Origin of the sequence: Haloarcula amylovorans, from assembly GCF_004681185.1 — an archaeon.
Taxonomy (GTDB): domain Archaea; phylum Halobacteriota; class Halobacteria; order Halobacteriales; family Haloarculaceae; genus Haloarcula; species Haloarcula amylovorans.
Map to the genome: position 1 here is coordinate 930 of NZ_SRIF01000005.1, position 18,181 is coordinate 19,110.

20 protein-coding genes are annotated in these 18,181 nt (G+C 66.2%); 6 read left to right on the forward strand and 14 right to left on the reverse strand.

Annotated features, from left to right (window positions below; all coding sequences use genetic code 11):
* Window positions 1–555, reverse strand: a 555-nt coding sequence (locus E4S61_RS26265; RefSeq protein ID WP_245180816.1) for an aconitase family protein, incomplete at its 3' end; no start/stop codon positions are given.
* 138 nt (window positions 556–693) lie between these two features.
* Here E4S61_RS26265 and E4S61_RS17395 point away from each other — a divergent pair.
* From E4S61_RS17395 to E4S61_RS17410, 4 genes are all read left to right on the forward strand, one after another.
* Window positions 694–1,158, forward strand: coding sequence for a deoxyuridine 5'-triphosphate nucleotidohydrolase (locus E4S61_RS17395; protein ID WP_135305220.1), 465 nt, complete (start codon window positions 694–696; stop codon window positions 1,156–1,158).
* A gap of 229 nt (window positions 1,159–1,387) precedes the next feature.
* Complete coding sequence (locus E4S61_RS17400; protein WP_135305221.1) at window positions 1,388–2,047, forward strand: helix-turn-helix domain-containing protein; 660 nt, start codon at window positions 1,388–1,390, stop codon at window positions 2,045–2,047.
* A 96-nt stretch (window positions 2,048–2,143) separates the two neighbouring features.
* Window positions 2,144–2,422 carry a HalOD1 output domain-containing protein gene (locus E4S61_RS17405; RefSeq protein WP_135305222.1) on the forward strand — a complete coding sequence of 93 codons (279 nt, stop codon included), beginning with the start codon at window positions 2,144–2,146 and terminating at the stop codon, window positions 2,420–2,422.
* Window positions 2,423–2,465: 43 nt separating this feature from the next.
* The gene (locus E4S61_RS17410; RefSeq protein WP_135305223.1) at window positions 2,466–2,849 is read left to right on the forward strand and encodes a methylglyoxal synthase; all 384 of its coding nucleotides are present in this window, start codon (window positions 2,466–2,468) and stop codon (window positions 2,847–2,849) included.
* 4 nt (window positions 2,850–2,853) lie between these two features.
* Here E4S61_RS17410 and queC read toward each other — a convergent pair whose 3' ends face one another.
* The 8 genes from queC to E4S61_RS17450 all read right to left on the reverse strand — a co-directional run bounded on the left by queC (window position 2,854) and on the right by E4S61_RS17450 (window position 10,225).
* Window positions 2,854–3,552 (reverse strand): 7-cyano-7-deazaguanine synthase QueC, encoded by a 699-nt coding sequence (queC, locus tag E4S61_RS17415; RefSeq protein WP_135305224.1) that lies wholly within the window; start codon window positions 3,550–3,552, stop codon window positions 2,854–2,856.
* A gap of 40 nt (window positions 3,553–3,592) precedes the next feature.
* A complete protein-coding gene (locus E4S61_RS17420) occupies window positions 3,593–4,393 on the reverse strand; it encodes a 7-carboxy-7-deazaguanine synthase QueE (RefSeq protein ID WP_135305225.1) in 801 nt (266 codons plus the stop codon).
* Window positions 4,393–4,842: a 6-pyruvoyl trahydropterin synthase family protein gene (locus E4S61_RS17425; protein WP_135305226.1), complete on the reverse strand. Its 450-nt coding sequence runs from the start codon at window positions 4,840–4,842 to the stop codon at window positions 4,393–4,395. The genes E4S61_RS17420 and E4S61_RS17425 overlap by 1 nt, the downstream gene beginning before the upstream one ends.
* A 485-nt stretch (window positions 4,843–5,327) precedes the next feature.
* Entirely contained in the window at window positions 5,328–6,062 is a 735-nt protein-coding gene (locus tag E4S61_RS17430) for a DICT sensory domain-containing protein (protein WP_135305227.1), read from the reverse strand.
* A complete protein-coding gene (locus E4S61_RS17435) occupies window positions 6,059–6,463 on the reverse strand; it encodes an ArsR/SmtB family transcription factor (RefSeq protein ID WP_135305228.1) in 405 nt (134 codons plus the stop codon). The genes E4S61_RS17430 and E4S61_RS17435 overlap by 4 nt, the downstream gene beginning before the upstream one ends.
* A gap of 221 nt (window positions 6,464–6,684) precedes the next feature.
* The gene (locus tag E4S61_RS17440) at window positions 6,685–7,947 is read right to left on the reverse strand and encodes an ABC transporter ATP-binding protein (protein WP_135305229.1); all 1,263 of its coding nucleotides are present in this window, start codon (window positions 7,945–7,947) and stop codon (window positions 6,685–6,687) included.
* Window positions 7,940–9,031 (reverse strand): ABC transporter ATP-binding protein, encoded by a 1,092-nt coding sequence (locus E4S61_RS17445; RefSeq protein ID WP_135305230.1) that lies wholly within the window; start codon window positions 9,029–9,031, stop codon window positions 7,940–7,942. The genes E4S61_RS17440 and E4S61_RS17445 overlap by 8 nt, the downstream gene beginning before the upstream one ends.
* A gap of 3 nt (window positions 9,032–9,034) precedes the next feature.
* The gene (locus tag E4S61_RS17450) at window positions 9,035–10,225 is read right to left on the reverse strand and encodes an ABC transporter permease (RefSeq protein WP_245180818.1); all 1,191 of its coding nucleotides are present in this window, start codon (window positions 10,223–10,225) and stop codon (window positions 9,035–9,037) included.
* Between the two features lie 172 nt (window positions 10,226–10,397).
* On the opposite strand from E4S61_RS17450, the gene E4S61_RS17455 reads away from it, so the two are divergent.
* Window positions 10,398–11,342 carry an ABC transporter permease gene (locus E4S61_RS17455; RefSeq protein WP_135305231.1) on the forward strand — a complete coding sequence of 315 codons (945 nt, stop codon included), beginning with the start codon at window positions 10,398–10,400 and terminating at the stop codon, window positions 11,340–11,342.
* 420 nt (window positions 11,343–11,762) lie between these two features.
* Complete coding sequence (locus E4S61_RS17460) at window positions 11,763–12,713, forward strand: AEC family transporter (protein ID WP_135305232.1); 951 nt, start codon at window positions 11,763–11,765, stop codon at window positions 12,711–12,713.
* A gap of 43 nt (window positions 12,714–12,756) precedes the next feature.
* On the opposite strand, the gene E4S61_RS17465 is transcribed toward E4S61_RS17460, so the two are convergent.
* From E4S61_RS17465 to E4S61_RS17485, 5 genes are all read right to left on the reverse strand, one after another.
* Complete coding sequence (locus tag E4S61_RS17465) at window positions 12,757–13,659, reverse strand: hypothetical protein (RefSeq protein ID WP_135305233.1); 903 nt, start codon at window positions 13,657–13,659, stop codon at window positions 12,757–12,759.
* Window positions 13,660–13,801: 142 nt separating this feature from the next.
* On the reverse strand, window positions 13,802–14,917 hold the full coding sequence (locus E4S61_RS17470) for a Gfo/Idh/MocA family protein (protein WP_135305234.1): 1,116 nt from the start codon (window positions 14,915–14,917) through the stop codon (window positions 13,802–13,804).
* Window positions 14,918–14,984: 67 nt separating this feature from the next.
* Window positions 14,985–16,031, reverse strand: a complete 1,047-nt coding sequence (locus E4S61_RS17475; protein WP_135305235.1) for a class I SAM-dependent methyltransferase — start codon at window positions 16,029–16,031, stop codon at window positions 14,985–14,987.
* A 15-nt stretch (window positions 16,032–16,046) separates the two neighbouring features.
* Window positions 16,047–17,183 (reverse strand): 60S ribosomal export protein NMD3, encoded by a 1,137-nt coding sequence (locus E4S61_RS17480; RefSeq protein ID WP_135305236.1) that lies wholly within the window; start codon window positions 17,181–17,183, stop codon window positions 16,047–16,049.
* Between the two features lie 58 nt (window positions 17,184–17,241).
* On the reverse strand, window positions 17,242–18,135 hold the full coding sequence (locus E4S61_RS17485) for an NAD-dependent epimerase/dehydratase family protein (RefSeq protein WP_135305237.1): 894 nt from the start codon (window positions 18,133–18,135) through the stop codon (window positions 17,242–17,244).
* Between the last annotated feature and the right edge of the window lie 46 nt (window positions 18,136–18,181).

Below are 18,181 nucleotides of genomic sequence, written 5' to 3' on the forward strand. Positions count from 1 at the left end.
CTTGACGGAGAGACGGCGGAGCAGTTCGAGGATGACGTCCTTGGCGGTGGCCCAGTCGGGCAGTTCGCCTTCGAGACGGACGTTGACGACCTCGGGCATCTCGATGTAGTACGCGCCGCCACCCATCGCGACGGCGACGTCGAGGCCACCGGAGCCGATGGCGAGTTCGCCTAGGCCGCCGGGGGTCGGCGTGTGGGAGTCCGAGCCGAGCATTGTCTTGCCGGGCGCGGCGAAGTTCTCCTTGTGGACGTTGTGACAGATACCATTGCCGGGGCGCGAGAAGTGCGCACCGAACGTACCGGCGGCCGAGCGCAGGAAGCGGTGGTCGTCGGTGTTCTTGAAGTCGAACTGGTAGGTCTGGTGGTCACAGTACTGGGCGGCCAGTTCCGTCTGGACCTCTTCGAGGCCGAGCGCCTCGAACTGCAGCCAGACGAGCGTGCCGGTCGTGTCCTGTGTGAGCACCTGGTCGATCTCGATACCGATCTCCTCTCCGGGAGTCAGTTCCCCTTCGACGAGGTGTTCGTCGAGAATCTTTTCCGTGAGCGTCTGTCCCATAACGTCCGACAATCGACGGTCCGCGCGTATAAATCCCGCGTATTCCACCCTATTTTTCATCGAACGATACCCGCGCCCGGTTCCGGTTCCCGCCGGTCGAACAGTAGCGTTTTCGCGGTGGCGGTCAGAGCCGCCACTATGTTCAAGAGCGGGCAGTTCGTCGCCGACAGACTCGGTGACGTGCGCGACGGACAGGTGCAACCAAACGGCGTCGACCTCACACTCGGAGCGGTGTACGAACAGGTTGAACCCGGTCGCATCGAGAAGGGAGGGAAGACAGTGGGCGAGCGCCGAGAAGTCGACCAGGAAGACGGCGTCTACGCGCTCGACCGGGGCGGATACGTCGTCGAGTACGCCGACCGCGTGGTTATCCCGGAGGGACACATCGGCTTTCTCTATCCCCGGTCGTCGCTGCTTCGCAACTCCTGTATGCTCGATACGGCGGTGTGGGACGCCGGCTACGAGGGCCGCGGCGAGGGACTTCTCGAAGTGCATCACCCGATCGAACTCGAAACGGGCGCGCGCATCGCGCAACTCGTCCTTGCAGAGGCCGCTCACGAGGGGACTTACGAAGGGAGCTATCAGCGGGAGAATTTGGACTAAGCGCTCCCGTCTTTCACTCGAACGCGTCCCGGAGACCCCGCTGAGTGCGAACTTGTGACACGGGAGGTGCATATTTAAGTAATACCACTGAGTAGTACCAACTGGTGTTTCGGGGGCGTCAACCGATCTGTGCCTCTGACAGCCCTAGATTCGGCCCCCTTCGGCACCGTTTTCGCGTCGGACAGCCGTCTGCCAGCATTTTATGCCGACGCCAGACCCACCCAAACACATGATAGCTGAGTTTCACGTGAAGTCGGCGTGTCTCCGGCGGATCGGCGAGGCAGCGTACGGCGGCGTCTCGATACAGCGTCTCCACGCGCGTGAGCGACGATGCCGACTCGTCGTCTGGGTCGGTGAGTCAGACCGGCGCGAGGTCGAAGCGGCGATAGCAGACGAGGACTGCGTACAGACGATGACCCACGTCGGTGCGGAGGCTGGCGGTCACTGGTTCGTCGTCGAGGCGACGGACGCGGCGTTGCTGACCGTCGGGCGCGCGCTGTTGTCGGCCGACGGGATGTTGATCCACGCCGACCGGGCCGATGAGGGGTGGACGGTCCGAGCGCGGTTCTCCGACCGGAGCGCCGTCATCTCCTTTCGCGAAGACATCGTCGCAGACGGCGTGACCGTGGACTTCCAAAGCGTCCTCACGGACGACGACGAGCCGTCTTCCAACTTCGGTGTAACTGCCCCCCAGCGAGAGGTGCTGTTGCTCGCGTCGGAGTCGGGCTACTTCACGGTCCCGCGGGACGCCTCCCTCTCAGACCTCGCAGCGCGACTCGATATCTCTAGTCAGGCCGCGTCCGAACGTCTCCGACGAGGAACGGGGACGCTCGTCGGCAACACGCTCGCGTCCCCGCACCGACCTGCCGTCCGCTCACACCGCCCTTGACTGGCTACTCTCCCGGTGGAGAGACGCGCTTTCGGGCTATTTCACGTTCTGAAACCACCCACATCCCGTTATATCGTTCGAGGGAATAGGAACGGTATGAATTCGGACGAGGGGACAGTGTACATGATACGGGGCCGCACCGCCGACGAAGGCGGCGACGAATGGGTCAGTCCCGAACCTGCAGACGACGTGATTACCGACGCCGTCGTGGACGCGACGGACCGCACGGTGGACGAGATCGACGCCATCGAGACGTACGTCGATGCCGACGAACTCCGGGCCGTCCTCGGCGACGGCGACAGGGAGACAATCACTTTCGACGTAGCGGGCCACGACGTGACCGTCACGGCCAACGGCGAGGTCACTGTGGCGTGAGAGAACCCACATATCTTTGGCCGGTGCCGACCTTGTCCGAGATATGACACGCGTCGCGCTCATCGCCCACGACGACGAGAAACCGGAGATGATCGACCTCGTGCGGGAGTACGAGGACGTCCTCTCGGCGTTCGACCTCGTCGGGACGGGCACCACCGGCAAGCGCATCATGGAGGAGACGGCCCTCGACATCGAGCGCAAACAGAGCGGGCCACTCGGCGGTGACACCCAGATCGGGGCGGAGGTCGCCGACGACCGGATGGACGCGATCGTTTTCCTCCGAGACCCGCTGACCGCACAGCCACACGAACCGGACATCTCCGCCCTGCTCCGTATCTGTGACGTTCACGACGTGCCGATGGCGACGACCCGCACCTCCGCCGAGTACGTGCTGGACGGTCTCGCAGCCGACGGGAGCGACAAGTAGGATATCAGCCGGCGTATTCGGGTCGCTCTTCGTACTCGATTGGGTCACGTTCGCCGAGTCGCTGAAACGCTTCGAGTCTGAACGCGCAGGCGTCGCAGGTGCCACAGGCCGGTTCGTCGCTCCGGTAGCAACTCCACGTCTCGTCGTAGGGGACGCCCAGTTCGAGCCCTCGCTTGGCGATATCCGTCTTCGACCACTCGACGAACGGTGCGGTCAGTTCGACGTTCGTCTCGGGTTTGGTCCCCACGTCGATCACCCGCTGGAACGCCTCGAAGAAGGCCGGTCGGCAGTCCGGATACCCCGAGAAGTCCTCGCTGTGTGCGCCGATAAACACCGCCGCGCAGTCGTTGGTCTCTGCGTAGGAGACGGCCATCGAGAGGAGATTCGCGTTCCGGAAGGGGACGTAGGAACTCGGAATCTCCTCGCTGTCGGTGTCGGCCTCGGCGACGCTCATGTCGTCGTCGGTCAGCGACGAGCCGCCGATCTGCTGGAGGTGACTCGTCTCGACGTGACAGAAATCCGCCGCGTCGACGTGGTCAGCGAGGGCGCGAGCGCAGTCGTACTCACGCTGTTCGGTGTTCTGGCCGTAGCTGGTGTGCAACAGATACAGGTCGTCGTATCCGCGTGACTGTGCTTCGTAGGCCGCCGTGGCGCTGTCCATGCCGCCGGAAGCGAGCACGACAGCGCGGTCGTCGTGGGTCATGATGATTTCGGTGTCTCGATCGTCGGTTTCGGTGCAGTGTTCAGGTGCCCGGCGCGTCGTTCCAGAGGTCGACGTGAAGCCGCGGCGTGTAGCGGTAGCCGAACTCGATCGCCAACTCCGCGACGACTTCGCGGGTCTCGTTCAACTGCTCGCGCGTCTGGCCTTCGGGCATCAGCAACACTCGATCGTCGGGCAGGGTGGCGTCGGTCCCCGCTCGCACGCGCGAAACAAGCGTCTCGACCTCGTCCATGTCGTCGGGACCGGTGACGACGAACTTCAGTTGCGTCTCGTAGCGTTCGAGCAGTTGGGCGAGCGTTTCGACGTCGAGTCGCCGCTGTTCGTGTCGGTCCGCCCACTCGCCGTCGCCTTTCGGGTCGCGCTCGTCGGTCGGCGTGCTCGATGCGAGTTTCGGGCTCACGCTGGCGAGGTCGATGGGGGCATCGCGGTAGATGGTACCGTTGGTCTCGACGGTGGTGTGGTATCCCCGGTCGGCGAGCGCTTCGAGAAGATCGACGCTCGCGTCGTGGATCAACGGTTCGCCGCCGGTCAGCACGACGTGGTCGGCGTCGAACTCGCCGATGGCCGCCACGAGGTCCGCGACGCCGTACCAATCGCCGGTCGGTTCCCAGGACGTGTGATAGGAGTCACAGAACCAACAGCGGAGGTTACAGCCGCTCGTGCGGACGAATACGGACGGGACGCCGGCCAGTTGCCCCTCTCCCTGTAGCGAGCAGAACAGCTCGTTGATGGGGAGACTGTCGTCTTCGCCACCGCCCTCGCGTCCCTCGCCGCGTCGTTCGACAGTCTCGCCGAGCGCGTCGGTGTCGTCGGCGACGGGCATCAGCGAGTGCAGAGTTCGTTGGTCTCCCGAACGGTGACGCCGACATCCGAGACGGTGTCCGGAAGCCGATCGGTCAACCGCCGTTCCAGCACCGCGGCCATCACCTCGGCCGTCGGTGGGTGATCGAGGACGACGACGCTCTCACCGTCGCCGCTCTCCTCGAACGCCTCGACGAGTGGATCGCCCGTCTCTAGGAGGAATCGGTGGTCCCACGCGTCGATAACGTCGGTGACGACGCCCTTGTCGACGATCCAGCCTTCGTCGGTGAGTTGACCGGTGATGTGTACCGTCACCTCGTAGTTGTGTCCGTGCGGCCGCGAGCACTTCCCCTCGTGGTGCATGAGTCGGTGTCCCGCCGAGATGCGAAGCGGCCGGTCACCGCCGACGATGAGTTCGCGGTCGTCGGTCCCGGTGACCGGGTCGTTCGCCGTCGATATTCTCTCAGTCACACCCCGTGATTATCACGAGGCGATATAAACGCCTCGGCTACTGCTCGCCGATCGTCGCTCGGTAGCCGCGTCGCTCGAAACGTTGTGGCAGTGTGGCACCGCGCCAGGTGGGTAGCGCGGTGCCGAATGGGGGATTGGTGCACGTGATGCCCCCGGACACGAGGGCAGTCACGTATCCGCTGACTGACGACGGCAGGGGACGGGTCGGCCGGGGAAATGGCTGTAGACTCCGTTCGGCATGGACTACGGGACCGGTCGTGGGTGGGTGGGATGACCGGTCACACGTATCGGCCCGACGACCTGCCACCTGTACCCACTCACCGCTACGATAAATACTCTACGAAATATGTTACTTCTGAACCGAGTAAGTTCTTTCACCGAGATACCAGCCACCTCTTGCCAGTAAACCGACGATATGGGTTTTGGTAGTGGTGTCTATTTTATGATAATAATACGTAAACTCTGCGCCCGGTGTGCAGGTTCACTTACTCGATAGCCGCGAACGCCCGGGCGATTAGTTCCTGGTCGTACGTCCAGATACCACGATACTGGCCCGGAGCGGTCTCCTCGGCCACGAGACCGCAGTTTTGCGTCCCGTTGCCGCCGTCCTCGAAGAGGATGAACCAGTAGCGACCGATTTCGTCCGACGGTCCGACGTGGATCGTCAACGGCGCGTCGTCGAGGTGGTCGGCAGCGACGGCCGAATCGACGTAAACGTGGACGTCGATGTCGGTCGCGGTCGCCAACTGGCGATAGAGGTCGGCTTGGGCGGCGAAGGCGTCCGGCGATTGAAAGCCGACGTGGAGGCGGCCACGACCGGTTCGCCACGCGCGGTCCTCGAACTCTCGGGACGTCGCCAGCAGCTGTCGGCGGTTCAGCGCAACGAACAGCGTCTCGTCCAGCAGCTCGAAGATAGCGCGGTATTCGAGGTCGGCCGAATCGAGGTCTGCAGGTCGTTCGATGGGTGGCGCGAGGAATACGAGGAGGTCGGCGAGCGAGATTGCGCCCCGAAAGCGACCGTCGTCGCGGACCACGACGAACGCGTCGTCGCCGATAGTCGGGAGCGTCCGGTGTTCGACAGTCACGTTTCGCGTCGCGAGCGTCTCCGCGAGGTCCCGCTCGGCCCGGTCGGGCGCGTAGACGACGACGGACTTCCGTCGTCGAGCGACCTCCGCGAGAATCCCGCCGAGCGTCGTCACCCCGGTCTCTGTGGGAGTCACTGCTGGTTCTCGACGGCGCGTTCGTACTCGTCTGCGAACTCGAAGAGACCGTAGACAGCATCAGGGAGCGACGTGAGACGAACTTCGCCGCTGTCCTCGTCGTAGTCGACGAGACTGGCCTCCGTCAAGAGCGGGAGATGCGCGTGAACGAGTTCTATTTTCACCTGCGCCCACTCGTCCGGCCCGGCCGGACCGTCGGTCGTGGTCGCCATTCCAACGAGGATGTCCGTCAGGTCGTCGAGCGCGATCGTCTCTTGGGCCGCCAGCAACGCGAGCAACTGGCGACGCTTGGTGTTGGCGAGTGCCCGAAATAGATCGTCGGGCGGTGGCCGCGTCGCTGCGCTATCGAGCGACTCGGCATCGAGAGGCGTCTGCAGAGGCCGGTCGTTAGACGGAGCCATCTGTGCTCACACGTAATAATTCACGGGGCAACGTAATATATGTTGTTCAATCGTTAACGACCCCGGGTAGCCGTTCGAGATGATCTATGGATGAACTATCCGTGACTGACCCGAAGACAGAGGTAGAACTGGACAACTGGTATTCACACTCGGACTCCTGGCAACCACGTCTTCTCGCGAGACGACTCGTCGGCCCGGACCGGGCTGCCGGCCAGACGGCATCAGTCGAGTCCGTCGGAATCGACGAGCGGTTCGCCCGCCCGCTCGGGGTTGTAGCGATGACACTGCACCGAACAGCCTCCGACGTCTGTCGTCTCGGGCGTCTCGCGCTCGCAGATGGTCGGGAGCGCGTCGGCGAGGCGCTCGCTCGCGCGAGTCAGATTCCCGTCGGCCACCGACGCGGCGGCGTCCGCGACGGCGCGTTCGACCGTCTCGTCCGGAACCTCGTTCGGCACGTCGAAGACGTCTCTGACTGCCCCGGCGTCGGTCGCGTCGGCGGCCGCGGGCGGGAGGGTGCCCGCTTGCAGCGTGAACCGGAACGCGGCGACGGCGCGCCACGTCGCCTCGGGCAACGAGACGCTGTCGGGCTGAATCACCGCGGGACAGCGCGGATGAAATCGGCAGCCTGCGGGCGGGTCGGCGGGGTCGGGGACGGTGTCGGTCAGCGGTTCCGCCAGTCCCCGGTCGGTCGGGTCGAGCGAGGGAACGGTATCGAGCAAGAGGCGGGTGTAGGGGTGGGCGGGCGCGGTCAGCACGCGGTCGGTCGGTCCCCGTTCGACGATCTCGCCGAGGTACATCACCGCCACGCGGTCACAGAAGCGCCGGACGACGTCGATGTCGTGGCTGATGAACAGCACCGCGACGTCGAACTGCCGGCGGATGTCCGCGAGCAAGCCCAAAATCTCGGACTCGACGCGGGTGTCCAGCGCGCTCGTCGGTTCGTCGGCGACGACGAGGTCCGGGTCGACGACGAGGGCGCGGGCGATGGCGAGGCGCTGTTTCTCCCCACCGGAGAACTCGTGTGGGTAGCGGTCGGCGTCGGCCGCCGACAGGCCGACGTGTTCGAGCAAATCCGTGACGATGGCCTGCCGACGCTCGGCGTCGGCCATTCCGTGGAGTGCGAGCGGTTCGGCGACGGCCTCCCCGACCGGCAGCCGCGGGTTGAACGCCTCGTTGGGGTCTTGGACGACGAGTTGGACGCGACGGCGAAACGCGCTCTCGTCGGCCCCTGAGAGGTCGCTCACGGGAGCCCCCTCGAACCTGACCTCGCCACCGGTCGGCGTCTCTAAGCCGAGAATGGCGTGGGCCGTCGTCGTCTTGCCGCTGCCCGACTCGCCGACGAGGCCGACCGTCTCGCCGCGGCCGACGGTGAAGTTCACGCCGTCGACGGCCCGCACGCGGCCGACCTCCCGACGGAGCAGTCCCTCCGTGATAGGGTAGTGCTTTTCGAGGCTCTCGACTTCGAGAAGCGGGGCGTCAGTCATCGTCACCCTCGGCTTCGGTCGGGCTAGCCGCGCGAGCGTCGGCCAGCAGGTCGTCCGCCGGTCGGTCTTCGGCGTAGTAGACACAGGAGGCGGTGTGGTCCTCGTCGCCGGCGACGGCGTACTCGGGTGGTTGATTCGGCCCCGAGCACGCTTCGATGGCGTGAGGGCACTCCGCTCGGAACCGACAGCCGTCTTCGGGCACGTCGTCGCGTGCGGGGCGGTCGGGCCGCCGAGCGAACCCGTCGTAACTGTCGAACAGCGCCTGCGTGTAGGGGTGAGCGGGCCGCTCGAAGACGGCTTCGACGGGACCGCGCTCGACGATGGTGCCGCCGAACATCACGAGGACGCGGTCGGCGAGTTCGGCGACGACCCGCAGGTCGTGGGTCACGAGTAGCAGCCCCACCCCGTTGGCGAGTAAGTCTCTCAGAAGCGCCAGTAAGCGGGCCTGCACGGTGACGTCGACGGCTGTCGTCGGTTCGTCGGCGACCAGCAGCTCCGGGTCGGCTGCCAACGCGATGGCGAGGGCGACCCGCTGGCGCATCCCGCCGGAGAACTCGTGTGGGTAGTCCTTGACCCGTTCGGCGGGGTTCGGGATGCCGACCCGTCCGAGCAGCTCGACAGCTCGGTCGCGGGCCGCTTCGTCGCTCACATCGCGGTGGACGGTGACCGCCTCGGCAAGTTGTTCACCGACGGTGTATACCGGGTCGAGGGCGTGTTGGGGGTTCTGGAAGACGTGCCCGATCCGGTCGCCGCGGACCGCCCGCAGGTCGGTGTCGCCGTCGTGAAGGGAGGTTCCTTCGAAGGAAACGCTACCGCCGACCATCTCTGCGGGCGGACTGGGGACGATACCGGTCAACGACTCGCAGGTGACGCTCTTGCCGCTGCCGGACTCGCCGACGAGACAGACGGCTTCGCCGCGGTCGACGGTGAAGCTCACGCCGTCGACGGCTCTGACGGGTCCGTGGTCAGTGTGGATGTGCGTCCGGAGGTCCGTGACGTCGAGTAACGGCGCGGCGTCGTCGGACGTGGATAGGAAGCTGGCAACGTCGGACTCGGCAATTCGTGAGGAGTGGTCGGGAGGCATGTGTCAGTTCTCCGTTCGGGGGTCGAAAGCGTCTCGGAGGCCGTCACCGGCGAGTTTGAACGCGACGACGGTGGCCGCGAGCGCCAACGCGGGTACCGTCGAGACCCACCAGACCTCGTGGGGGTACATCGGGTCGGTCGAGAGGCCCTCGGCGATGGTCGACCCCCACGAGTGGCGCTCGATGTCGCTGAACCCGAGGAAGGCGACGCCGGCCTCGGCGACGACGAGGATGGCAAAGAGGTGGAACACTGCCGGGACGAGCGTGTTCGTGACGTTCGGGAGGACGTGTCTGGTGGCGAGATACCGGTCGGACGCTCCGAGGCTCCGAGCGAGGCGGACGTAGCCGTCCTCGCGGCACTGGAGCACCTCGCTCCGGACGAGCCGGGCGATACCGCCCCAACTCAGCAGGCCGAAGGTGGCGAGCAATAACAGGAGCGAGGGGCCGAAGTACATGTAGCCGACGAAGTACAGAAACAGGGCGGGCACGCTGACCTGCACGTCGACGTAGGCCATCAGGAAGTCGTCTACGCGACCCCCGCGCAGGCCGGCGGCGACGCCGACGGCAGTGGCCAGCGGGACGATGAACGCGGCCGTGAACGCGACGACGTAGACGGCGGTGCGAGCGCCCGAGATGAGCAGGTAGTCGAGTGGCTGTCCCCGGTAGTTCGTCCCGAGCGGGTAGTACAGCGACCCCCGACAATAGCGCGTGATGCCCGGCCCCTGTAGCACCTCGCCGAGACAGCCCGTGTTGTATATCTGGACCGTGAAGCCGACTGGCGGCTGATACGCGTAGTTGAAGGTGAGCGACGGTTCGCCGAGGACAGGCGCGGCAACGAGGCCGAGGACGGCGACGAAGCCAAGCGTGGCGACGCTCCCGAGGAGGGTAGTCTGTGCCCGAATCGCCCGGAAAATCCGACGAGTGGAGCGAGGGCGTCGAAGCGCCGGGACGACACCGTAGGCGGCGAGACAGATGCCCCCGAGCATGACCGCCCAGTCGACGGGTGTCACCTCCCAGGACCCGACGAGATAGACGTGGGCGACGTAGGTGTCGTACAAAACGAGGGTGAGGAGAACCGTGACGCCGAGCGCGAACGTGACCCGTTCAGGCGTCGCTCGACGGCGACGCGGCGCTATCTCCGCCCACTCGACGCGCTGAAATCGCGGCCGCTCGTCCGACTCGTCCATGGAGGGCATGCCAAACCGACCCACGGAGCGTCATAAATGTAACTGTTCTGCACGCTCCGCTTCGCCGCCGGGTTTTTGTCGTGGTAGCGCCCAACACGTATCTGATGCCCTCCCCGTGTGTCACCGTATCGTCCCGCCGAGGGGCCGGCCCGCTGACGGAGCCGTTTCGGGAGTGGTCCGCGTGAGGGTTCTCCGCGTCGTCGCGTGGCGCGCGCTGTTGGGGCTGTTCTCCGCGTGGACGGTGCTGACGGCGGTGTTCGCGCTCTTTACGCTGACCGAAGACTGGGTACTCGAACAGCAACTGGCCGGCCTCAAGTGGCAGGGGGCGGAGGAACGGCAAATCGAGCGAGTATCAGAACAGTATCTCGCCGCGCGCGGATTCGACCGCCCGCTCTGGGCGCAGTACGTCGACTGGCTCGGCAACATGCTCACACTGGAGTGGGGCACGTCGTTCCGCGTTGGCGAACCGGTGTTCCCGCTTGTCGTCGGGGCGGTGGCGCGGACGGCGACGTACGTCCTCCCGGCGCTGGTCGTCGCCGTCACCGTCGGCGTCTCGCTGGGCCTGTACGTCGCACTCGAACCCGAAAGCCGCCTCGCGGAGTACAGTCTCGGAACGGCGTACACGCTCTTCGCGATACCGAACTTCTGGGTCGGCGGTCTCCTCGTCTCGCTCGCCGGCGGCGGCGTCATCACCCGGCCGCCGCTTCTCTTCGGCTACGTCCTGCCCGTCCTGCTGACCGCGACGACGGTGCTCGGCGGGGTCGTCAGCTACGCCCGAGCGTACTCCGTCGAGTACGCGTCGGCGGAGTTCGTCCGCCTCGTGACCGCGAAGGGCGCGTCGAAGCGACGCGTCGGCGCGCACATCCTGCGCAACGCGGCCATTCCCATCTTCTCGATGGTGTTCACCGAGGTGCTCGCGTTACTGGTACTCGCTGTGTTCGTCGTCGAGGTGTTGTTCGGTATCGAGGGGTTCGGGCTCTTGCTGTTTCGCTCCGTGCAGGAGCGGGACTTGCCAGTGTTGCTCGGGGGGACCCTCCTCATCATCACCGCTGGCGTCCTCGGAAACGTCGCACAGGACCTCTCCTACGGTGTCATCGACCCGCGCGTCGACACCGGCAGTCGGTAGTGGCTCCCGCCGCGTTCTCCCGTGTGGAGCCGGACCGCCGATGCTCTCTCCGAGATATCTGGCTGTGAACTGTCTGCTATTGGGGCAAAAACGACTGCAAACTCGATGAATTGACGACGAAAAGCTGGTAACTAGCAACTACGCTTTTTACCATCCCGTCGGTCGCTCGGTCGTATCGGTCACCGAACGGCGGGACCGGAGGAAGAGATGTCAGTGATAGGGATGTTGCAGAGCGTTCTGCAGGGCGCGCGGTCGTGTATCGTCTACGAGTGCCGTATGTGTGGTATGAAGATGCCCCAGCATTCGGACGTCTGCCACCAGTGTGGGTCGACGGAGATCGCGCGGTACGACCTCTGTTAGATCCCCCCGCGGTGGGTCGAAGTCGAAAGTATTCTGCCGTTCCCCAGGCGAGGCTCTCCCGTGTCACTGCTGAGTATCTTCGCCTCCGCTATCCTGCCTGTCGTCGGCGTGGCGGCCGTCGGCTTCTTTCTCGGGCGGTACGAGGGCGTCGACCCGGACGCGCTCAACACCGTCACGGTTTACGTCCTTGCGCCGGCGCTCGTCGTTCACAGCCTGACGACGTCGGCGTTGGGCGGCGGGACCATCGTTCAGGTCGTCCTCACCGTCTTCGCCTTTACCGCGGCGATGTTGGTCGTCGCCGAACTCATCGGTCGCCTCTCGGGGTACTCCGAACCACTGTTGGGCGCGTTCGTCCTCGTCTCTATCTTTCCGAACACCGGCAACTACGGCATCCCGCTGGCGGACTTCGCGTTCGGCCCGACGGGGCGGAGCGTGGCGGTCCTCGTAACGGCGCTCCAAGGTGTCATGCTGTACACGCTCGGCATCTACGTCGCGGCCCGAGGGAGTGGCGACGACCCACTCGCGGACATGCGGCAGGTGTTCGGCGTGCCGCTGGTGTACGCGGTCGTCGTTGCGCTGGCGGTCCGCTGGCTCGGTGTCGTCCCGGCGGAATCCTCGACACTGATGCAGACTCTCGAACTGCTCGGCAACGCCTCGATCCCGGTGATGTTGCTCATCCTCGGTATCCAGCTGTCGAGCGTCGACGGCACCGACGCGGTGCGGCCGGTCGGCACCGCGAGCGGCCTCCGGCTCCTGCTGGCTCCGGTCGTCGCCACCGGAACTGCCCTGCTCGTGGGCTTCTCGAACCCGACCGTCGCCCGGGTGGTCGTCCTCCTGCTCGCGACGCCGACGGGCGTGACGACGCTCATCCTCGTCGGCGCGTTCAGCGACGACACCGAGCAGCTGGCTCCCAGCGAGTTCGTGAGTGCAACGGTGCTGCTGACGACGCTCGCCAGCGTGCTGACCGTGACGCTACTGGTCGCCGCGTTGCAGTCCGGAGCGGTGTTGTGAGTGCGCTTCTCGCGGTACTCTCCGAGTTCGGTGCCGCTGCCAGTCACTCGGCCGTCGGCGTCGCCCGTGGGTTCCGAACGCTCGCCCACCAGTCGCGCCCGTCGTAGCCCAGCAGCCACGTCCCGCCGTACTCGTCGACGTCGAGGCCGTCGTGAGTCCGGAATTTCTCCACGAGACCGGTGAATGCCTGTGACGGTGGGTCTTCAGAGCGGGCTTCGCCGCCTTTCGCCTCGTCCAGAATCGAGCGCTGTTCGGGGGTCAGGTCGGCGAACTCGAAGCGATAGCGCTCGCGGGCCAGCGCCGCGATGCCGGCGTCGTCCTCGGCCAGCGGTTCGGCGCGGTACCGGTAGTCGGCGACGGTCACCTGCCGGGTGCCGTCGACGCCGATGCCGACTGTCTGGTCACCCCGCGTGACGCCGTCGTACTCCGGCTCGGGGACGACGACCGATTCGGCGGCCTCGGCGTCGGTGTAGACCGCCGGCGTTCCCAACCGAGTGTTCGTCTCGTCAGTGCGGTCCCAGTGCGACTCCAGCAGGTCGTCGAGGACTTCGCGGTCGACGGCCGGGAGGTCGGCGAAGGTGACGGTTGTCTCGGGCGCGGGGTCAGGGTTGAACGTCACGACGACGTCGTAACTGGTCTCTTCGCGCTCGTTCATCGTCTCGTAGCCGATGTCGTAGTACGCACCTTCGTATCGAACCGGTCGAGAGAGTTCGAGCGGCGGACTCGTGTCCGAGGCGGTCGCCCGCGCGTCGTCGCCGTCGACGGCACCGGCTGCCAACTCGCGGGACGATTCGCGGAGGGAGTCGGCGGGGCGTGTCCACTGTTCGGCGAGGGCCGTCTCGTCGCTCACGTCGGTCAGCCGGATGGATCCGCGCGGGTCCGAACAGCCGGCGAAGGGGGCAACGACGGCGACGGAGAGGGCGGCGAGGAACTGTCGGCGGCGCATACCTGATAGAACTCGGATAGGTAGTGAATAGTTTGGGGTACGTGCGGGTCGCGTTTCGGCACGTACTCCGAAAGCGTTCGTCGCGGCGTAGCCGATGACGAGGTCGAGAGAGCAATGGCCGATTCAAAGCGGCTGCACGGCCTCACTCGGTCCGATCGCCGGAGCCGGCGGCGTCATCTTCGCCGACCACGGCGACCGTCCCCGACTCGCCCGACCGATAGATGGCGTCGATGACGCGTTGGACCGTCAGCGCTTGGTCGATGGTGTTGTGTTCGGGTGCCTGTCCACGCACCACAGCGTCGAGGAACAGTTTGTCGCTCCCGGCCCAGCCGGTGTGGTCGAGCGACGCGTCGACGACCTGCGACTCGACGAGGTGGTCGGTCCCCTGCCGACCGGCGTCGAACAGCGCCAGTTCCTCGCCGCCGAGTTCGAGCTTGGCACCGGCGTCGGTCCCGCGGACGACGAACTCCCTCGTCTCCGCCTGGTTCGCGGCCCACGCGACCTCCAGCGTGATCGTCCGGTCGTCGGCACAGCGAATCATCGCGGTCGCCGAGTCCTCGACGTCGAAGACGGCCTCGTCGGTCGCTTCGTACCAGTCGTCAGGGTCAACGTAGTCGTCCTCGTTGCCGAACTCGGTCCGGGTGACGGCGGAGACTTCCTCGACGGCCGGGAAGCCCATCAGGTACAGCGCCAGGTCGATGGCGTGGACGCCGATGTCGATGACGGCACCGCCGCCGGACAGCTCCTCGTTGGTGAACCAGGAGCCGACGCCGGGGATACCCCTGGAGCGGACGTAGTTCGCTTGAATTGCCGTCACGTCGCCGAAGCGTCCTTCCTCTTGATACCCTTTGAACACCTCGACGGCGGGCATGATGCGGTTGTGGAAGTTCACCATGCAGAAGCCCTCGGATTCGTGTGCAGCCGTAGCCATCCGCTCTGCGGCCGCTAGGTCGTCCGCGAGCGGTTTCTCACAGAGGACATCGTAATCGTGAGAGAGCGCCGCGACGACGGCGGCTTCGTGAAACGAGTTCGGCGTCGACACCGCGACGGCGTCGAGCGACTCGGTGCGATACATCTCCTCGAAGTCCTCGTAGGTCGCCGCGTCGTACGACCGTGCGAACTCCTCGCGCGTCTCGGCGACGACGTCCGCGCCGGCGACGATTTCGTGTCCGAGATCACGGGCGTTCGTGGCGTGGGTCTGTCCCATGAAGCCGAGGCCGACGACGCCGAGACGAACCGAGTCAGTGGCTTTGCTCATACGTCTTCGAGACTCGCCGGTTCAAAGTACCTTTACCTTCGCTCTCGACAGCCCCCGCTCCCGGCCGTCACTCGACCCGCGCGTCCACGACGACGTGGGCGACGCCCTCGCTGTACCCCTTCACGCGACGGGTGTCCAGAACCTCGACCGAGCGGCCGGCGTCGGCCGCCGCGTCTTCGAGACGCTCGATTGGCCGGTCGAAGACGAGGTCCTCGGGGGTCGCTTCGTGCATGTGGACGACGCCACCGGGCGAGAGCGCCGACAGCGCCGAGTCGAGGTATTCGTGTGATTCGTAGTATCCCATCACCACGCGGTCTACCGTCCCCTCGGACAGCCCTTCTCGAATCACGTCCCGACAATCCGCTCGGTACGGCGTCACGCGCTCGCTCACGTCGTTGAGCATCGCGTTCTCGACCAGATAGCGGAAGGCGGTCGGGTTGCGCTCGATGGCGGTGACGGTCGCGCCGGCCCGCGCCATCGGCAGCGTGAAGTAACCGATACCGGCGAACATGTCGAGGACGTGCTCACCGGCTTCGACGGCTTCGCCCATCCGAACGCGCTCGGCTTCGTTGCCCGGCGAGAACATCACTTCTGCGAGGTCGAGCGCGTACTTCGTCCCGTGTTCGGTGTGGACCGTCTCGGTGTCGCCTTCGCCAGCGATCACCGTCACGTCGGGTTCGCGGTGCGCGCCGTCGATGCCGCCGCGAGCGAGCACCGTGTCGGCCTCGCCGTGGAGTTCCAGGAGCGCCTCGCCGACCGCTTCGGGTCGGGGGCTGTCGCCTAGTTTCACCAGGACGACGCTGCCGACGACGGCCCACGACGAGGGGGCATTATCGAGTTCGCCGTCGCTCCACCCGCGCTCGCGGAGGTGGTCGTCTAGACTCCGCAAGCGAGGCTCGCCGACCTGCCGGACGACTTCCCGAACGTCGACGGATTGGGGCGGGTCGGTCACGGGGATCGCGACGCTCTGCTCGCCCCACGACTGGACGCTTCGGTCGGCGTCGTAGACGCCCTCCGCTTGCAGGGCGTCGATGACGGTCTGCGTTCGAGGGTTCGCTACCACGACGGCTAGCCGCTGGTCGGCGTCTGCGGGACCGTCAGCGTCGTCACTCATGATAGATCTCCGCCGTCACGCCTCGTCCTCGCTCTCGTCGTCCTCGGGTAGGACGTGCAGGCCCGCCCGACTCTTGATGACGGGCACCTCGTCAGCGTCGGTGTCGAGGTACTCCGGCCGGGGGACCGTCTTGCTCTCGAAGGTGTCCGGGTCTAACACCTGGACGGCGTTCTCGTCTTCGACGGCGACGAGCGTCGTCGGCTCGCCGTCCTCGCGGAACCCGAGGCGGGTGGCGTCGGGGGCCTCGCTCTCCTCGAAACTGGCCTCGTAGTCCTCGCCGGTGACCAGTCGCGTCCCCTTGAGGTTGCCCTGTATCGAACGCACCAGCACGGGGCCGCCGCCGTCCTCGGGGTCGATGACTTCGCCTCGCTGATACTTGGGCAAGCGGACGGCGTAGGACATCCGGTAGAGTTTCTGCCCGTCCTCGTCCTCGGTGATGAGACGCTTCGAGTCGGAGTACGACCCCCCGAGTTGGGCCGTGATGCGCTTTGCGACGCCCTGGCCCAGCTTGTTCGTCGAGATCTTCATGTTCAGCCCCTCGTCCAACTCCTTCGTCTCGGTGATGAACGCGTTGCGAGAGCCCGTCGCCTCGCGGGCCGCGACGTACTCCTCGGTGATGGTCTTCGCGCGTGCGACCTCCTCGTCGGTCGGGTCGCGGCCCTCGGCGCGCACCTGCACGATGCTGGCGAAGGAGCCGCCGGCGATCTTCCCGCAGCGCTCGCAGGTCTGCCGGGAGATGCTGACGGGGACGACGACTTCCTCGGTGACGGGCGTCCCGCGGACGACGCCGGAGAACTCGGCGTGCATCCGGATGTTGTTCTTGTCGACCTGTTCGGGGGCGACCTGCCAGGCGACCGACTGGGCGTCGACGTGGATGCCGAGCGCCTCGCTGACCTGTTCGACGGCGATATCGGTGTAATCTTCCGCGCCCACGTCGACCCAGCGGTTCCCCTTGTGGACCGCGCCACACTGGGCACATACGCGTACCTGAATCTCCTCGGGGGCGTCCACGAGGTCGAACTCCTGGAAGTAGCAGGCGTCACAGAGGACTCGCTCGGAGTCCCGCTGTGCGCCCGGCAGCTCGGGTCGGTCCGTGGGCGACTCGGACATCTCCTCGCCGCACCGCGGACAGAAGGCTCCGGACCGGCTCATGTACGCTCCGTAGTCCGGTCAGTCGGTTAAGTCGTGCGTTCCGACGCTCGCCGTCGGCCTACTCTCCGAGGAGGGTCGGCTCCGGAACGTCGGCGTCGGCGGCCTCGCGCCAGTCGTATTCGGGTGCCCACTCCAGCAGGCTCCGGGCCTTCGCGGTCGAGAGCGCGGACTGCTCGCCGTCGAGTTCGCACTCCTCGGGGAGTTCGCCCCAGTACTCTTCGACCAGTTTCGCGGTCGGCCGGCCGACGTAGTTCTCCGCCGCAGCGGCGTGGAACGCCTCGTGACCGTCGAAGTCGGCAGCGAGCGCCGCCTCGACCAGCGTCGCCACGTCCCGGATGTCGACGTACGACCAGCAGTTGCCCGCGCCGCCGGCGAGGTCGCCCTCGGCCACATTGCGGCAGGCGTACTTGCCCGGGTACTGAATCCACGAGGGGCGAACCGACGCGACGGGGACGCCGTCGCGGCGCGTGACCATCTTCGCTATCTCCTCGCCGGTCACCTTCGACGTGCCGTAGGGGTCTTCGGGGGCCATCGGATGATTCTCGTCGATGGGGAGGTATGCTGGCAGCGGCGTCTCCTCGGCGAAAGCCAGTCCGTAGGCGCTCTCAGAGGAGGCCCAGACGATGTCCGCACCGGCGCGTCCGGCGGCGTCGAGGACGTTGTACGCCGCCGAGACGTTCGTCTCGAAGACGCGCGTGCCAGCGTGGCGCTCGGGGGCCGGAATCGCCGCCCAGTGGACGACGGCGTCGGGGTCGTATTCACTCAGCAGGTCGCGGACTTCGGCCCCGTCGGTCACGTCGACGGCCTTGAACTCGACGTGCTCGCGTTCGGGCACTTCCCAGCCGGGGTGGTCCAAATCGACGCAGACGACGTGGTACTCGCCCGCGAGGTGGTCGCAGATCCAGCGTCCGGAGCGGCCGCGACCGCCGGTGACGAGAACTGTCTCGGTCATGACCGTCGTTCTCGCCGACGGCACAAAGCCTCGGCGGCGTCTCCTT

Excerpts from the sequence above, each read along its gene's own strand:
- E4S61_RS17480 (WP_135305236.1), bottom strand. The coding sequence starts at position 17,183 with ATGAGCCGGTCCGGAGCCTTCTGTCCGCGGTGCGGCGAGGAGATGTCC.
- E4S61_RS17440 (WP_135305229.1), bottom strand. The coding sequence starts at position 7,947 with ATGACTGACGCCCCGCTTCTCGAAGTCGAGAGCCTCGAAAAGCACTAC.
- E4S61_RS17465 (WP_135305233.1), bottom strand. The coding sequence starts at position 13,659 with ATGCGCCGCCGACAGTTCCTCGCCGCCCTCTCCGTCGCCGTCGTTGCC.
- E4S61_RS17470 (WP_135305234.1), bottom strand. The coding sequence starts at position 14,917 with ATGAGCAAAGCCACTGACTCGGTTCGTCTCGGCGTCGTCGGCCTCGGC.
- E4S61_RS17410 (WP_135305223.1), top strand. The coding sequence starts at position 2,466 with ATGACACGCGTCGCGCTCATCGCCCACGACGACGAGAAACCGGAGATG.
- E4S61_RS17445 (WP_135305230.1), bottom strand. The coding sequence starts at position 9,031 with ATGCCTCCCGACCACTCCTCACGAATTGCCGAGTCCGACGTTGCCAGC.
- E4S61_RS17400 (WP_135305221.1), top strand. The coding sequence starts at position 1,388 with ATGATAGCTGAGTTTCACGTGAAGTCGGCGTGTCTCCGGCGGATCGGC.
- E4S61_RS17420 (WP_135305225.1), bottom strand. The coding sequence starts at position 4,393 with ATGCCCGTCGCCGACGACACCGACGCGCTCGGCGAGACTGTCGAACGA.
- E4S61_RS17485 (WP_135305237.1), bottom strand. The coding sequence starts at position 18,135 with ATGACCGAGACAGTTCTCGTCACCGGCGGTCGCGGCCGCTCCGGACGC.
- E4S61_RS17405 (WP_135305222.1), top strand. The coding sequence starts at position 2,144 with ATGAATTCGGACGAGGGGACAGTGTACATGATACGGGGCCGCACCGCC.
- E4S61_RS17435 (WP_135305228.1), bottom strand. The coding sequence starts at position 6,463 with ATGGCTCCGTCTAACGACCGGCCTCTGCAGACGCCTCTCGATGCCGAG.
- E4S61_RS17475 (WP_135305235.1), bottom strand. The coding sequence starts at position 16,031 with ATGAGTGACGACGCTGACGGTCCCGCAGACGCCGACCAGCGGCTAGCC.
- E4S61_RS17395 (WP_135305220.1), top strand. The coding sequence starts at position 694 with ATGTTCAAGAGCGGGCAGTTCGTCGCCGACAGACTCGGTGACGTGCGC.
- queC (WP_135305224.1), bottom strand. The coding sequence starts at position 3,552 with ATGACCCACGACGACCGCGCTGTCGTGCTCGCTTCCGGCGGCATGGAC.
- E4S61_RS17450 (WP_245180818.1), bottom strand. The coding sequence starts at position 10,225 with ATGCCCTCCATGGACGAGTCGGACGAGCGGCCGCGATTTCAGCGCGTC.